The following is a 14,976-nucleotide window of genomic DNA, read 5'->3' as shown; positions in this document are numbered from 1 at the left end:
TCCATGTACACCCCGCCAGACGAACAAAGGATTCATCATGAGCGCCTTCAAGACGCTGAAGACCCGCAAGGTCATGACCGGCCTCGCGATCGCCGCCGTGGCCTCGCTCCCCCTGGCCGCCTGCTCCTCCACCGACGACGACTCGTCGAGCTCGAGCTCCGACACCCAGATCGCCGAGCCCGTCGCTCGCATCAACGCCCTCTCGGGCGAGGACACCGGCATCCTCCTGGACGCCGGCTTCGCCGAGGCCCTCACGACCCTGGGCCTGACCCCGGGCACGGTGGGCACCGCGACCCTCGCCGACGGCTCGATCAACTTCCCGATCACCGGCGGCAACGTGACCTACTTCGAGCCCGGCACGGCCAAGCCGTACGTCATCGGCCAGGTCCAGCACGAGGGCTCGGGCCTGTCGCTGACCGCCGGCGACACCGTCGTCGAGCTGACCAACTTCAACGTCGACCCGGGCATCTCGCGTGTCTACGGCGACGTGTCGGTCAACGGCGAGACCGTTGTGACCAGCGCCTTCCTGTTCCAGCTGCGTGGCGCCACGCTGAAGCCGCTGCAGACCGAGGGTGACACCGCCATCCTCGAGGGCACCAAGGTCTTCATCTCGCCCGTCGCCGCCGATCTGCTCAACAGCACCTTCGGTACCGACGCCGTGACCGACCAGCTCCTCGTGGGCGTCGCGAAGATCACGGTCAACACGACGCCGGCTTCCTGAGCCTCGTCTCTGATCGAACCTGATCGCACCACTGCCCCGGTCCCTTCGTGGGGCCGGGGCAGTGGCGGCGATCAGGAGTAGGTTGCAGGTCAGGCCGACCGGCCGGACCACCAGACGCGTGCGAGGAGGTGACGACGGCATGAGGCTCCCCACCGTCGAGGACATCGAGCGGCGCATACCGCGCCCCGAGGACTTCCAGAGCCGCGCCCGCGGCACCCAGCTCACGGCCCGTGTCGGCGTCGCCCTCGGCATCGCGTTCGGCCTCTGCTTCCTGACCGGGCTCTGGAGCCACGCCCAGTACGACCCGCCGGGCTGGCTCCCCATCGGACCGCAGCCGACGCAGCTGTACCGCGTCACGCAAGGGCTCCACGTGCTCTCGGGCATCGCCGCGATCCCGTTGCTGCTGGTCAAGCTCTGGTCGGTCTTTCCCCGCCTCTTCATCCGGCCGCCCACGTCGTCGTGGCGCGAGCTCGCGGTCGAGGGCCTGGAGCGCGCGTCCATCGGGGCGCTCGTGGGGTCCTCGGTCTTCATGCTCGCGAGCGGCCTGCTCAACATCGCGCAGTGGTACCCCTGGGACTTCAGCTTCCGCGCGACCCACTACGCCGTGGCCTGGATCGCGATCGGGTCGCTCATCGTGCACATCGCCGTCAAGCTCCCGGTCATCCGGCGGGGCCTGGGCGCCCAGATCGACCACCCCGAGCAGCACCTCGACCCGGACGCCGTGGCGCGCCGCACGGTCCTGGTGGGCGCGTTCGCCTCGGCCGGTCTCGCCGTGCTGCTGACGGCCGGACAGACCGTGCCGTTCCTGCGCCGCCTGTCGGTGTTCGCCGTCCGTGACGGTCAGGGGCCTCAGGATCTCCCGGTCAACCGCACGGCCAAGGCCGCCGGTGCCGTCGAGGGGGCCACCGATCCCGCCTTCGCGCTCGAGATCGTCGTCGGCGGCCGCACCGTGACGCTCGACCGCGACCAGCTGCTCGCCCTGCCCCAGCGCACCCACCGGCTGCCCATCGCCTGCGTCGAGGGGTGGAGCCGCAACGCCGTCTGGACCGGTGTCGCCGTGCGCGACCTCATCGCGATGGCCGGCGGCGACCCAGCCTCGGAGGTCACCGTGCGCTCGATGCAGACCCGGGGTGCGTTCCGGACCTCGGTCCTGCCGAGCCAGTTCGTCGAGGACCACCGGACCCTGCTGGCCCTGGAGCTCAACGGCGAACCGCTCAGCCTCGACCACGGCTTCCCGTGCCGCATCATCGCTCCCAACCGGCCCGGCGTGCTCCAGACGAAGTGGGTCCGACAGCTGGAGGTCACCTCATGAGGGCCGCACGGTTCATCCTGGGCGCGATCGGCGTCGGATTCGGCCTCTGGGGTCTGTGGCTCATGCGTGACTTCACGGGCCAGCAGCTCGTCTCGACGGGAGTCTGGCTCGCGGGCGGCATCCTGGTGCACGACGCCGTCCTGGCTCCGGTCACCGTCGGTCTCGGCGTCCTGGCCTCCCGGCTGCTCCCGGGGCACTTCCGCGCGGCCACGAGCGTCGCGTTCCTGCTGTGGGCGACACTGACGGTGGTCTTCCTGCCCGTGCTCAGCGGTCAGGGCGGCAAGCCCGACAACGACTCGATCCTGAACCGGCCGTACCTCGCGAGCTGGCTCGTGCTCACCGGCGTCCTCGCGGGAGCGGCGATCATCGCCGGCCTGCGGCGCCGCGCCCACGCGTCCGGCGCTGCCGCGACCGCCGAGGACTGACAGACTCAGGTTCGTGAACACCCCAGCACGTCCTGAGATCGCCGTGATCGGCGGCTCCGGCTTCTACACCTTCCTCGAGGCGCCCGAGACCGTCGAGCTCCAGACCCCCTACGGAGCGCCGTCGGCCCCGATCTCGATCGGCACCGTCGACGGCCGCAGCGTCGCCTTCCTGCCGCGACACGGGCCGCACCACCAGTTCCCGGCCCACCAGGTCCCGTACCGGGCGAATCTCTGGGCGCTGCGCAGCCTCGGGGTCCGCCAGATCCTGGCCCCCTGCGCCGTCGGCGGGCTGCGCCCCGAGCTCGGGCCCGGCACCTTCGTCGTTCCGGATCAGCTCGTCGACCGCACCTCGGGCCGGGTCCAGACCTACTTCGACGAGGGCGCGGTGCACGTCTCGTTCGCCGACCCGTACTGCCCGCGCCTGCGCTCCCACCTGGTCGACGGCCTCCAGGAGCACGCCCCGGTCGACGGCGGGACGATGGTCGTGATCGAGGGCCCACGCTTCTCGACCCGCGCCGAGTCGCAGTGGTACGCGGCCCAAGGGGGCGCGATCATCAACATGACGGGGCACCCCGAGGCCGTCCTGGCCCGGGAGCTCGCGCTCTGCTACGCGACGGTCGCGCTCGTGACCGACCACGACGCGGGGGTCGACGCCTCGACGTCGGTCAGCATGGACGAGGTCTTCGCCGTCTTCGCCTCGCACACCGACACCCTCAAGGGGACCCTACGGACGGTCGTGGGGTCGGTGGGGGCCCGTGACTGCGCGTGCGGATCGTCGGTCGACGGCATGAACCTGCCGGTCGAGCTGCCGTGAGGATCCTGCTCACGGGGGCCGCGGGGTTCATCGGCACGCACATCGCCCGGCAGGCACGGGCGCGGGGCCACGAGGTCGTCGGCCTGGACGCCTACCTGCCCGCGGCGCACGGTCCGGACGTGGCGCCGGACCCGGCGATCGCCCGCCGGGACCTGCGCACCGACGACGTCGACGACCTGCTCGTCGGGATCGACGTCGTGTGCCACCAGGCCGCCATGGTCGGCAACGGCGTCGACGCCCAGGACCTGCCGGCCTACGCCGAGCACAACGACGCCGGCTCGGCCCGCCTCCTGGCCGCGATGGCGCGCACCGGGGTCGCGGACCTCGTCATGGCCTCGTCGATGGTGGTCTACGGCGACGGCCGGTACACGTGCCCGGTCGACGGTGACGTCCCACCGGCCGTGCGGGAGGACGCCGATCTGCACGACGGCCGGTTCGAGCCGCGCTGTCCCCGTTGCCACGGCGACATCACCTGGCGCGAGATCGGCGAGGACACGCCGTTCCTGCCCCGCACGAGCTACGCCGCCTCGAAGGTCGCGCAGGAGCACTACGCCTCGGCGTGGTGCACCCTGCAGACCGCTCGGGCGATCGCCTTGCGCTACCACAACGTCTACGGCCCTGGCATGCCCGCGGACACCCCCTACTCCGGCGTCGCGGCGATCTTTCGGTCGGCGATCGCCCGGGGCGAGGCACCCCGGGTCTTCGAGGACGGCCAGCAGGTGCGCGACTTCGTGCACGTCACCGACGTCGCCCACGCCAACGTCCTGGCGATCGAGCAGGTCGCCGAGCACCCCGCCGGGCTGACCGCCTACAACGTCGCGTCGGGGCGCACGTTCACGATCGGCGAGATGGCCGCGACGCTGGCGCGCGCGGCCGGGGGCGACGCGCCGGTCCTGACCGGCGACCACCGGCGCTTCGACGTGCGCCACGTCGTGGCGTCGCCGGCGGCCGCCACGGCCGGACTCGGCTTCACCGCGCAGATCGCGCCGGAGGTCGGCCTCGCGCGCCTCGCGTCCGATCCGCTGCGCACCCGCTGACTACCAGCGCGTCAGCAGCAGCTGCTGCACCAGGAGGGCGATGACCACCTGGGACGCCAGCAGCGGACGGTGCCAGCGTCGCGGCAGGAGCAGCGGCAGCGCGACGACCCAGATCGTGAAGGGCATCCAGATCCGTTCGACCTCGGCCTTGCTCATGCCTGACAACGTCGCCACGAGGATCGTGAGCATCGCCGCGGCCGCCAGCCCGGCCAGGACCGTGCGGTCCCGCGGGCTCGCCGCTGCGTCGTCGCAGGGTGCGACGTCGGAGGTCTCCTGGGCCCGCTGGTCGGCCAGCACCAGACGTCGGTCGAACGCCCCGCGCAGGGCGGCGACGCCGCGGGGGAAGGCCGCCCAGACCGCGAGTCCGACCGTGAAGGTCCACGCCGCGACGTCGGCCCACACCCAGTAGGAGTAGGCCCGCTCCGAGGCGATGCCGTCGTAGTAGCGCTCGCGCAGGACCGGGTAGGCCTCCCACCAGGCGAATCCGAGCGCCGTGAACACCGCGGCCACCGCGAGCGCACCGCCGAGGGCCCACGGCAGTGCGCGCCAGGAGCGGCCCAGCCACAGCACGGCCAGGGCGAGGATGCCCAGCAGGACCAGGCCGTAGGAGAGGTACACGCACAGTCCCAGCAGCAGGCCCGCGCCGATCCCCGCGCTGACGCGGTGGCGCGGGACGCAGGTGGCCACCGCCAGCAGACAGAGCCCCCACGCCGCGACCGCGGTGAACACCGCATCGCCGTTCACGCCCATGTAGACCGCCACGGGCGCCAGCACGATCCACGGCAGGGCGGCCCGGGCGAGCTTCTCCGAGCCCAGGACCTTCAGCGTGTGCAGCACCGCGACGATCGCGGTGCTGCCGATCGTGACCACGACGACGCCGATCCAGAACGGATCGGTGATGCCGAGCCGGTCCACCAGGACGAAGAAGAGCAGGGCTCCGGGCGGGTGTCCGGCCACGTGGGTGCGCCAGTTGTCGACCGAGTCCATCGGGATGTGGTCGATGAAGGTGCGCAGCATCGGCAGGATCGCGTCGACCCGCTGCGCGTCGTAAACGTACTCCCCCGGCCGGTCGACGACGTCGAAGACGCGGGCGAGACCGTGCGGGCCCTCGGTCATCGCGACGGCCATGGTCCACAGCCACACGCCCGCGTAGCCGATCAGCAGCGTCCTGCGCCAGCTCGAGGCGGCCACGAGCCGGGGCAGCCCCACGACGAGAAGAACACCGATCAGCACGGCCGGGATCGTCATCCAGCCGATGCGCGGGTCCCAGTCGGCGTGCAGCGGAGGCCAGTTGACCCGCACGTCCTCGCCCGTCACGCGCGGCACGAGGATCGCGGCACCCACCAGGACGACGGCGACGGCGGCCGAGATCAGCGCGGCCCGACCGGACTTCAGGCGATCAGTCACGGTGTCCAGCGTAGGGGGGCGAGCCTCGTCGCGCCGAGGAGCCGGCGTCAGTGTCCGGCGTCAGTGGCCAGCGGCGTGCCAGGTCGGGCCCACCCCGACCGACACGTCGAGCGGCACCGACAGATCGGCCGCGCCCGCCATCTGCTGGCGCACCAGGGTCTCGACCGCGTCGTGCTCTCCCGGCGCGACCTCGAGCACGAGCTCGTCGTGCACCTGCAGCAGCAGGCGGGTGCCGAGCCCCTGCGCGGCCAGCTCACGCTGCACCCCGAGCATCGCGACCTTGATGAGGTCGGCGGCCGAACCCTGGATCGGAGCGTTGAGGGCCATGCGCTCGGCAATCTCACGGCGCTGCCGGTTGTCGCTCTGCAGGTCGGGCAGGTAGCGGCGCCGGCCGAGCATCGTGGCGGTGTACCCGGTCTGGCGCGCCTCGTCGACGACACCGAACAGGTAGTCGCGCACCCCGCCGAACGTGGCGAAGTAGTCGTCCATCAACACCTGGGCCTCGCCGGGCTTGATGCCGAGCTGCTGCCCGAGCCCGAACGACGACAAGCCGTAGGCGAGGCCGTAGTTCATGGCCTTGATCCGGGCCCGGAGGCCGCCGTCGATCTCCTCGGGCGTCCGGTCGAAGACCTTGGCCGCCATGACGGTGTGGAAGTCGTGACCGGACTTGAACGACTCGATCAGACCGGCGTCCTCGGACAGGTGCGCCATGATGCGCATCTCGATCTGGCTGTAGTCGGCCGTGAGCAGGGTCTCGAAACCCTCACCCACCGTGAAGGCCTCGCGGATGCGGCGCCCCGACTCGGTGCGGATCGGGATGTTCTGCAGGTTCGGGTCGAAGGAGCTCAGGCGACCTGTGGCGGCGATGGTCTGCGCGAAGGTCGTGTGGATACGGCCGTCGGCCTGCACGGTCTTCTGCAGACCCTCGACGGTCTGTCGCAGGCGCGTGACGTCGCGGTGCGCAAGCAGATGGGCCAGGAAGGGGTGCTCGGACTTCAGGAACAGCGACTGCAGCGCATCGGCATCGGTCGTGTAGCCCGTCTTGGTCTTCTTGGTCTTGGGCAGGCCGAGCTGATCGAACAGCACCTCCTGCAGCTGCTTGGGCGAGCCGAGGTTGACCTCACGGCCGATCGCCTCGAACGCCTGCTGCGCGGCCTCGGTCATGCGCGAGGTGAACTCCGCGTGCAGGGCGTCGAGGTGTCCGGAGTCGATCGCGATGCCGTGGTCCTCCATCGCCAGCAGGACTCCCGAGAGGGGCAGCTCGAGATCGTGCAGCAGCGGCAGGGCGCCGGCGGCCTCGAGCTCGGGCTCCAGGAGGGCCCACAGGTCGAGCGTGGCACGGGCTCGTTGCACCGCGGTGTGGTCGGTCTGGTCCTCGAACGTGAGCTGGCCCGAGGAGTCGACGTCGACGAGCTCACGCTTGAGGTAGCGCATCGTGAGATCGGCGAGGTCGTAGGCGCGCTGGTCGGGCCGCAGCAGGTACGTCGCGATCGCGGTGTCGGCCGTGACGCCCTCGACGGGCCAGCCCTGGGCACCCAGGGCGTGCAGCTGACCCTTGGCGTCGTGCAGCACCTTGGGCCGGGTCGGGTCGGCCAGCCAGGCGGCCACGGCCGCGTCGTCGGCCGGGTCGAGCTCGGCGGCGTCGAGCCACAGGGCGTGACCGTCGGCCGTGGCGATCGAGAGCGCGTCGACCCGGGCGCCGACCGTGCTGGTGACCCCGACGACCTCGACGCCGACCGGCGCGTCGGTGTGGGCCTCCAGCCACGGTGCGACCTGGCCGGGGCCCGGCACCGTGAGCTCGATGTCGACCGCCGCGCTGGCGGCCGACTCCTCCGCGGTGGCCCCGCCACCCAGGTAGGAGAACAGCCGCTCGCGCAGCGCGGCGAACTCGAGGGCGTCGAAGACCCGGTGGATCGCCTCACGATCCCACTCGTTGCTGAACGCCAGCTCCGCCGGCACGGCGCCGAGGTCGAGATCGCGCACGAGGGCGTTGATGCGCCGGTTGCGCAGCACGTCGTCGAGGTGGTCGCGCAGGGACTGACCGGCCTTGCCCGGGATCTCGGCGACGCGGTCGACGATGTCCCCCAGCGAGCCGTACGTGGCGAGCCACTTGGCGGCCGTCTTGGGGCCCACGCCCGGCACGCCGGGCAGGTTGTCGCTCTGCTCGCCGACCATGGCGGCCACGTCGGGGTACTGCACCGGCGGGACGCCGTACTTCTCCTGGACCGCCTCCGGCGTCATGCGGGCGAGGTCGGAGACCCCCCGCTTGGGATACAGCACCGTCGTGCGCTCGGTGACGAGCTGGAGCGCATCGCGGTCGCCGGTGCAGATCAGGACGTCCATGCCCGCGTCCTCGGCCTGCAGGCTCAAGGTGCCGATGATGTCGTCGGCCTCGAAGCCGTCCTTCTCGAAGGTGCGGATGCCGAGCGCGTCGAGGACCTCCTTGATCAGGGGCACCTGGTTCTTGAACTCGTCGGGCGACTTCGCGCGGTTGGCCTTGTACTCGCCGTACTCGGCCGTGCGGAACGTCTGGCGCGACACGTCGAAGGCCACCGCGACGTGGGTGGGCTTCTCGTCGCGCAGGACGTTGATCAGCATCGACGTGAACCCGAAGACCGCGTTGGTGTGCTGACCCGTCGTGGTCGCGAAGTTCTCGACGGGCAGGGCGAAGAAGGCACGGTAGGCCACCGAGTGGCCGTCGATCAGCAGCAGTCGGTCCACGCAGGCCACCCTACGGCTCCCCTCGGACGTCCAGCGCGCGCACGTCAGCCGGAGCGGCCCTCCCGGCGGCGCATGGACCGGCGCACCGCCAGCATGCGTCCGGTCGGTGAGGTCGTGGCGCGCGCCGCGACCCGGGCCCGGAGGGTCTGGCTCGTGATGGCCCGCACCGAGGCGACGGGGCTGAAGCCGAGCTTGGCCAGGTACCGGGCGGGCTCGCGCGCCGCTCCGGGGATGATCGCCAGGTAGAGCGCGCACTCCTGTGCCTCGCCGTGCTCGGCGACCGCCAGGAGCATCTGCCAGGCGATGCCGTGCCGGCGACGGGACGGGTCGACGACCAGGTCGGTGACCACGAGGGCGCGGGTCGTCGTGACCGGGGTGACGGTCATGACCGTGGCCGCCACGGCGCCGACGACGTCGTCCTCGTGCAGCGCGACCCACACACCGCGGTGCGGGTGGTCGAGCTGGAAGGCCAGGGCCTCGGTGGCCTCGGCCGGGTCGGGCCGGTGCCACAGCGTCGCGTGTCCGGCGCCGGCCTCCCCGCCCTCGTCGACCGCGTGCTGCCACAGCTCGGCCAGTGCCTCGGCGTCGTCGAGGGTCGCCGGCCGGACCGTGAGGGGGAGTCGCGGTCGCATGGGCGCCAGACTACGCCGCCGCGCCACCAGCCCGCGCCGGGTTCACGAAAGCCGGCGACGGCGTCATGAGGGCGTCACCAGCGACACCCAATCGTTACCTGTGAGCTCGCCGACTCCCGCGCCAGCGGCCCTGGATGGAGGTACGCTCCCATGAACTCGAGCCCCACTCGAGCCCATCCAGCCCCCAGGAGACCCGCGTGCGACGGACGACCCACGTGCTCGTCACGGCGGTGCTCGCTCTCATGGTGCTCCTCCTGCCCGCCGCTGCGGCGAGCGCCACGGAGGACCCGAGCCCGACACCCGCCACCCCGTCAGCCTCGACCCCGGCGCCTGCCGACACGCCCCCGCCGGGCGCGTACGTCGGCGTGACGCTCGTCGACAGCTCGACCGAGCCCCCCACCCCCGTCCCCGGCGTCACGCTGGTCGTGTCCTCGGCCGACGGCGACGAGGTCGGCGAGGGGGTGACCAACGACGACGGACGTGCGTTCATCTCGATCCCCGAGCGCGGCGAGTACACCGTCGAGCTCGACGAGTCGACCCTGCCCGACGACGTCGAGTTCGACGGATCCACGACGCGCACGGTCAACGCCCTGCTCGAGGGCGGCAACTTCGTGCAGTTCCAGATCGGCGTCGCCGCGGTCGACGAGGTCCCGTTCGCCGAGAAGTTCATGACCGCGTTCATGGGTGGCATCAAGTTCGGCCTGATCATCGGCCTGGCCGCGCTCGGCCTCTCGCTGATCTTCGGCACGACCAAGCTCACCAACTTCTCGCACGGCGAGCTCATCACGTTCGGCGCCATCGCGACCTACGTCATGAACCGGGCCTTCGGACTGCCCGTGATCCTCGCGGTCGTCGCGGCGGTGGTCGTGTCGGCGGTGTTCGGCTGGCTCCAGGACAAGTTCCTGTGGAGACCCTTGCGGAACAAGGGCATCGGCATCATCGCGATGATGATCGTGTCGATCGGCTTCGGCATCTTCCTGCGCTTCATCTTCCAGTTCAGCTTCGGCGGCTCGCGGCGCTCGCTCTCGCAGTACGTGACGCAGAAGCGCCAGGACTACGGCTTCTTCTCGCTGGCTGACAAGGAAGCCGCCATCATCATCGTGGCGATCGTCGTGCTCACGGTCACGTGCATCGGACTGATGCGGACCCGGCTCGGCAAGGCGATGCGCGCGGTCTCCGACAACCCAGCCCTCTCGGCCTCGTCGGGCCTGCGAGTCGACGGCGTCATCCGGGCGGTGTGGATCCTCGGCACCGCGCTCACCGGCCTGTCGGGCGCGCTGCTGGCGATCAACAGCCAGGTCAACTTCCAGATGGGCTTCAAGCTCCTGCTGCTGGTCTTCGCCGCAGTCACCCTCGGTGGCCTTGGCACGATCTGGGGCGCCCTGCTCGGCTCGATGATCATCGGCATCCTCTACGAGGTCGGGCCGCTCTTCGGCATCCCGTCCTCGATCAAGGAGGTCGGTGCTCTCGTCGTCCTCATCCTCATCCTGCTGGTCCGACCGCAGGGCATCCTCGGTCGACCCGAGCGCATCGGCTGAAAGGAACGTCATGGACTTCGGAACCATCCTCAGCAGCGCGCTCGCCTCGGCCCTCGGCCCGACCGCGATCGTCTACGCCCTGGCCGCGATCGGCCTCAACGTCCACTTCGGCTACACGGGCCTGCTCAACTTCGGCCAGGCCGGATTCATGGCCGTGGGCGGCTTCGGGCTCGCGGTCTGCGTCGTGACCTACGACCTGCCGTTCCTGGTCGGCATCCTGATCGCACTGCTCGCGACGGTCGTGCTCGCGATCATCCTGGGCGTGCCGACGCTGCGCCTGCGGGCCGACTACCTCGCGATCGCCACGATCGCGACGGCCGAGATCCTGCGTCTGGTCTTCGGCGCGGTCGAGACCAAGGACGTCTTCGGTGGCTCGAACGGCCTGAGCGGCTTCGGTCAGGCCTTCAACGAGCTCAACCCGTACGACCGGGGCATCGACATCGGCATCATCTCCTACCGCCGTGGCGACCTCTGGACCCTCACGGTCGGCTGGTCCCTCGTGATCCTGGCGTGCCTGCTCGTCTGGCTCCTGATGCGCAGCCCCTGGGGCCGCGTGCTGCGGTCCATCCGCGAGGACGAGGACGCCGTGCGCTCGCTCGGCAAGAACGTCTTCGCCTACAAGATGCAGGCGCTCGTCCTGGGCGGTGTGTTCGGTGGCCTGGGCGGCATCGTGCTGGCGCTGTCCCAGAACAACATCAAGGGCTCGGACTTCTCGACCAACGTGACGTTCTACGCCTACACCGCGCTGCTGATCGGTGGCGCGGCCCGGGTGCTCGGCCCGGTCATCGGCGCGATGATCTTCTGGTTCCTGATGACGGGCATCGGCTCGTTCTTCAGCCAGGCCACCGGCGGCTCCGACCCGCTGATCCCGAGCGACATCATGACCGACACCCAGGCCAGCCTCGTGCGTCTGATCCTGGTCGGTCTCGGACTCATGCTGCTGATGATCTACCGCCCGCAAGGGATCTTCGGCGACCGGAAGGAGCTGGCCATCGATGCCCGCTGACAACCACTCCCCGCTCGCCGGCGTCGCGGCCACGCCCGGGGTGCCCAAGCCCGACCCGATCGTCAAGGGCTCGAACATCACGCGCCAGTTCGGCGGTCTGAAGGCCGTCGACGTCGACCACCTCGAGATCCAGCGGGGCGTCATCACGGCCCTGATCGGGCCGAACGGTGCGGGCAAGACGACCCTGTTCAACCTGCTCACGGGCTTCGACGTGCCCGACACCGGCGAGTGGTCGTTCAACGGCACCTCGCTGCAGAAGGTTCCCGCCTACAAGGTCGCCCGCCGCGGCATGGTCCGCACGTTCCAGCTCACCAAGGTGCTCTCGAAGCTGACCGTCATCGAGAACATGCGGCTGGGCGCCACGGGTCAGCGGGGCGAGAAGTTCTGGTCCGCACCGTTCCGGCCGCTGTGGTCCTCGCAGGAGGACGCCACGACACGCCGGGCCGACGAGCTGCTCGCCCGCTTCAAGCTCGACGCCAAGCGCGAGGACTTCGCCGGATCACTCTCCGGTGGCCAGCGCAAGCTGCTCGAGATGGCCCGCTCCCTCATGGTCGACCCCGAGCTGATCATGCTCGACGAGCCCATGGCGGGCGTGAACCCGGCCCTGAAGCAGTCGCTGCTGGGGCACGTGAAGTCGCTGCGCGACGAGGGCCGCACGGTCCTGTTCGTCGAGCACGACATGGACATGGTGCGCGACATCTCCGACCGGGTCATCGTGATGGCCCAGGGCACGATCGTCGCCGAGGGCACGCCCGACCAGGTCATGTCCGACCAGGCCGTGATCGACGCCTACCTGGGTTCGCACCACGACACCGACATCACCGAGATGGACGAGAGCTCGCTCGAGGCCGCAGCCGAGCACGAGCTGGACGAGGAGGCCACCCATGACTGAGGCCGCGGCCCACGATCCGGAGCGCGACGCCGAGCGCAGCGCCAACTTCGACGAGGAGAACCGCAAGCACGCAGCCGGCGCCGACGGCGCCGTCCTGCGCGCCGACGGGCTGATTGCCGGCTACCTGCCGGGCGTCAACATCCTCAACAGTGCCGATCTCTACTGCCAGCCCGGTGAGCTCGTCGGCATCATCGGCCCCAACGGCGCCGGCAAGTCCACGCTGCTCAAGTCCCTGTTCGGACTCGTCAAGATCCACGAGGGCACCGTGACCCTCAAGGGCCAGGACATCACCAACCAGCGCGCCGACACCCTCGTGACGGCCGGCATCGGCTTCGTCCCCCAGACGAACAACGTGTTCCCGAGCCTCACGATCGAGGAGAACCTCGAGATGGGCTGCTACCAGCAGCCCAAGCACTTCGCCGAGCGGTTCGCCTTCGTGACCGACCTCTTCCCGCGCCTCGGCGAGCGCCGCAAGCAGCGCGCCGGATCGCTGTCGGGCGGTGAGCGCCAGATGGTCGCGATGGGTCGGGCGCTCATGATGGATCCGCAGGTCCTCCTGCTCGACGAGCCCTCGGCCGGGCTCTCCCCCGTGCTGCAGGACGAGGTCTTCGTGCAGACCCGCAACATCAACAAGGCCGGCGTCTCGGTCATCATGGTCGAGCAGAACGCCAAGCGGTGCCTGCAGATCTGCGACCGGGGCTACGTGCTCGACCACGGCCGCACGGCGTACTCCGGCACCGGCAAGGCCCTCGCCGACGACCCCAAGGTCATCGAGCTGTACCTGGGCACCCTGGGCCAGAAGAAGGCCAGCTGACCCACCGCAGCACGGTCTCGCACGCACGAGACCGACGAGGGCCCCGGACATGCTGTCCGGGGCCCTCGTCGTCTCCGCGTGACGCCCGCCCGACTCACGCGGGCTCGCCGTCGGCGAGGGCGATCGCGCGCTGGGCCCTGAGTTCTGAGCCCTGGGCCCTGAGTTCTGAGCCCTGCGCCTGGAGAGCTGGGACACGACGAACCCCCCGGGACCGTGGTCCCGGGGGGTTCGTGCGAGAGGTGGTTCTACCTCGTCAGCGACTCGCTCAGATCGTGCCGCTGATGTACTTGACCGGCGTGTAGGTGTTGTCGGGTCCGTACTGGTAGATGCCGATCGAGGCGGCCGTGGGGCTGCCCGTCTCGCCCAGCTCGATCGGACCGGAGACACCGTCGTAGTCGATGTCCTCACCGTCGGCCAGGAGCTCGGCGCACTCGGCGAAGGTCGTGCACTTCGTGCCGCCCTCGGTGACGCCCGGGATCTCCTCGGCGATCTTGTCACCCGCGTCGCTGTCGGCCGCGATGGCCGCCAGCGCCGAGACGATCGTGGCGTCGTACGACTCACCCGCGTAGGCGAAGTCGGTCAGGCTCGGGTCGATCGTGAGCAGACGCTCACGGAAGTCACCGGCAGCCTCGGCACCGGGGATGGTGCCCTTGGTGCCCGCGAGCGTGCCCGCCGGAAGATCCTCGCTGTAGTCGGCGGTGTTGCCGTCGACGAAGTACGTGCTGACCGTCTGCGGACCCACACCGGCCGAGACGAGCTGCGGCACGATCGTGGTGGTCTCCTCGAAGGCGACCAGGACGACCGCGTCAGGCTGCGACTCGGCGATCTCGGCGACCTGCGAGTCGTACGACTGCGCGTTCTCGCCGTAGAAGACCGTGGCGGCCACGGTGCTGCCGGCGGCCTCCAGGCCCTTCTTGATCTCCGCGGCCAGCGTCTCGCCGTAGGCGTCCTGGCGGGCCAGGATCGCGACGTTCTGCTTGCCGTCCTCGATCAGGAGGTTCGCCATCACGGCGCCCTGCAGGATGTCCGACGGCGCGGTCCGGAAGTACAGGTCCGGGTCGGCGAACTTGCCGTTGTCGAAGTCCGTCGAGGTGTTGGCCGGCGAGAACATGACCGTGCCGGCCGACATGATCTTGTCGACGACCGTCATCGAGACGCCCGAGGAGGCGGCACCGATGATGACGTCAGAGTCGGCGTCGAGCAGCTTGTCGGTCTCCGCCGCGGCGATGCCCGAGTCGGTGTCGCCCGAGTCGGCCTTGACACCCACGACGTCCTGGCCCAGCACGCCGCCGGCCTCGTTGATCTCCTGGATCGCCAGGTCGACGCCGGCAAACTCCGGCGGGCCGAGGAAGGCCAGGCTGCCGGTCTGCGGCAGCAGCATGCCGATCGTCAGCACGCCGTCGCTCCGGGAGGGGGCCGAGCTGTCGTCACTTCCACCGTCGTCGTCGCCGCCGCCACATGCGGCGAGCACCAAGGCGCTCGTGGCGGCCACGGCTGCGAGACGGAACGTCTTCGTCCTGCGCGTCATCAGTCCTCCGGGGTTCTCTGTGGACGCACGTCCGGGTGTGACCCGGACCATGCGGATTACGAGGAACTTAGCCCGTTGGCGTGTCATTTGTGTGACAGTCGCCGGACCGCCGCACGTCGTAGCCAAGTT

At 70.4% G+C, this 14,976-nt stretch carries 13 protein-coding genes; 9 read left to right on the top strand and 4 right to left on the bottom strand.

Annotated features, from left to right (window positions below; translation table 11 throughout):
• Positions 1-37: 37 nt before the first annotated feature.
• The 5 genes from KAG51_RS03920 to KAG51_RS03900 all read left to right on the top strand — a co-directional run bounded on the left by KAG51_RS03920 (position 38) and on the right by KAG51_RS03900 (position 4,309).
• The gene (locus KAG51_RS03920; protein ID WP_290580826.1) at positions 38-721 is read left to right on the top strand and encodes a hypothetical protein; all 684 of its coding nucleotides are present in this window, start codon (positions 38-40) and stop codon (positions 719-721) included.
• Between the two features lie 139 nt (positions 722-860).
• Positions 861-2,033 (top strand): molybdopterin-dependent oxidoreductase, encoded by a 1,173-nt coding sequence (locus KAG51_RS03915; RefSeq protein WP_290580824.1) that lies wholly within the window; start codon positions 861-863, stop codon positions 2,031-2,033.
• The gene (locus tag KAG51_RS03910; RefSeq protein WP_290580822.1) at positions 2,030-2,458 is read left to right on the top strand and encodes a hypothetical protein; all 429 of its coding nucleotides are present in this window, start codon (positions 2,030-2,032) and stop codon (positions 2,456-2,458) included. The genes KAG51_RS03915 and KAG51_RS03910 overlap by 4 nt, the downstream gene beginning before the upstream one ends.
• 13 nt (positions 2,459-2,471) lie before the next feature.
• Positions 2,472-3,272 (top strand): S-methyl-5'-thioadenosine phosphorylase, encoded by an 801-nt coding sequence (locus KAG51_RS03905; RefSeq protein ID WP_290580820.1) that lies wholly within the window; start codon positions 2,472-2,474, stop codon positions 3,270-3,272.
• A complete protein-coding gene (locus KAG51_RS03900; RefSeq protein WP_290580818.1) occupies positions 3,269-4,309 on the top strand; it encodes an NAD-dependent epimerase/dehydratase family protein in 1,041 nt (346 codons plus the stop codon). Before KAG51_RS03905 ends, KAG51_RS03900 begins: the two co-directional genes overlap by 4 nt.
• Here KAG51_RS03900 and KAG51_RS03895 read toward each other — a convergent pair whose 3' ends face one another.
• Genes KAG51_RS03895 through KAG51_RS03885 form a run of 3 tightly spaced genes read right to left on the bottom strand, consistent with a single transcriptional unit; the run spans position 4,310 to position 9,069 of the window.
• Positions 4,310-5,716, bottom strand: a complete 1,407-nt coding sequence (locus KAG51_RS03895; RefSeq protein ID WP_290580816.1) for a hypothetical protein — start codon at positions 5,714-5,716, stop codon at positions 4,310-4,312. It lies immediately after the preceding gene.
• A 60-nt stretch (positions 5,717-5,776) separates the two neighbouring features.
• Complete coding sequence (gene polA / locus KAG51_RS03890) at positions 5,777-8,446, bottom strand: DNA polymerase I (RefSeq protein ID WP_290580814.1); 2,670 nt, start codon at positions 8,444-8,446, stop codon at positions 5,777-5,779.
• Positions 8,447-8,481: 35 nt separating this feature from the next.
• Positions 8,482-9,069: a GNAT family N-acetyltransferase gene (locus tag KAG51_RS03885; RefSeq protein WP_290580812.1), complete on the bottom strand. Its 588-nt coding sequence runs from the start codon at positions 9,067-9,069 to the stop codon at positions 8,482-8,484.
• Positions 9,070-9,266: 197 nt separating this feature from the next.
• On the opposite strand from KAG51_RS03885, the gene KAG51_RS03880 reads away from it, so the two are divergent.
• The 4 genes from KAG51_RS03880 to KAG51_RS03865 are packed head-to-tail and all read left to right on the top strand — an operon-like array spanning position 9,267 to position 13,319.
• Positions 9,267-10,607 carry a hypothetical protein gene (locus KAG51_RS03880; RefSeq protein ID WP_290580810.1) on the top strand — a complete coding sequence of 447 codons (1,341 nt, stop codon included), beginning with the start codon at positions 9,267-9,269 and terminating at the stop codon, positions 10,605-10,607.
• Between the two features lie 10 nt (positions 10,608-10,617).
• A complete protein-coding gene (locus KAG51_RS03875) occupies positions 10,618-11,613 on the top strand; it encodes a branched-chain amino acid ABC transporter permease (protein ID WP_290580808.1) in 996 nt (331 codons plus the stop codon).
• Entirely contained in the window at positions 11,603-12,505 is a 903-nt protein-coding gene (locus tag KAG51_RS03870; RefSeq protein ID WP_290580806.1) for an ABC transporter ATP-binding protein, read from the top strand. The genes KAG51_RS03875 and KAG51_RS03870 overlap by 11 nt, the downstream gene beginning before the upstream one ends.
• The gene (locus KAG51_RS03865; protein WP_290580804.1) at positions 12,498-13,319 is read left to right on the top strand and encodes an ABC transporter ATP-binding protein; all 822 of its coding nucleotides are present in this window, start codon (positions 12,498-12,500) and stop codon (positions 13,317-13,319) included. Before KAG51_RS03870 ends, KAG51_RS03865 begins: the two co-directional genes overlap by 8 nt.
• Positions 13,320-13,584: 265 nt before the next feature.
• Here the strand turns inward: KAG51_RS03865 and KAG51_RS03860 are convergent, their stop codons facing one another.
• A complete protein-coding gene (locus KAG51_RS03860; RefSeq protein ID WP_290580802.1) occupies positions 13,585-14,847 on the bottom strand; it encodes an ABC transporter substrate-binding protein in 1,263 nt (420 codons plus the stop codon).
• Positions 14,848-14,976 lie beyond the last annotated feature (129 nt).

Source organism: Aeromicrobium sp., assembly GCF_023146395.1.
In the GTDB taxonomy this organism is placed as follows: Bacteria; Actinomycetota; Actinomycetes; order Propionibacteriales; family Nocardioidaceae; genus Aeromicrobium.
The sequence above is the reverse complement of the archived record's forward strand: the minus strand, read 5'-3'. Positions and strand labels throughout refer to the sequence as shown.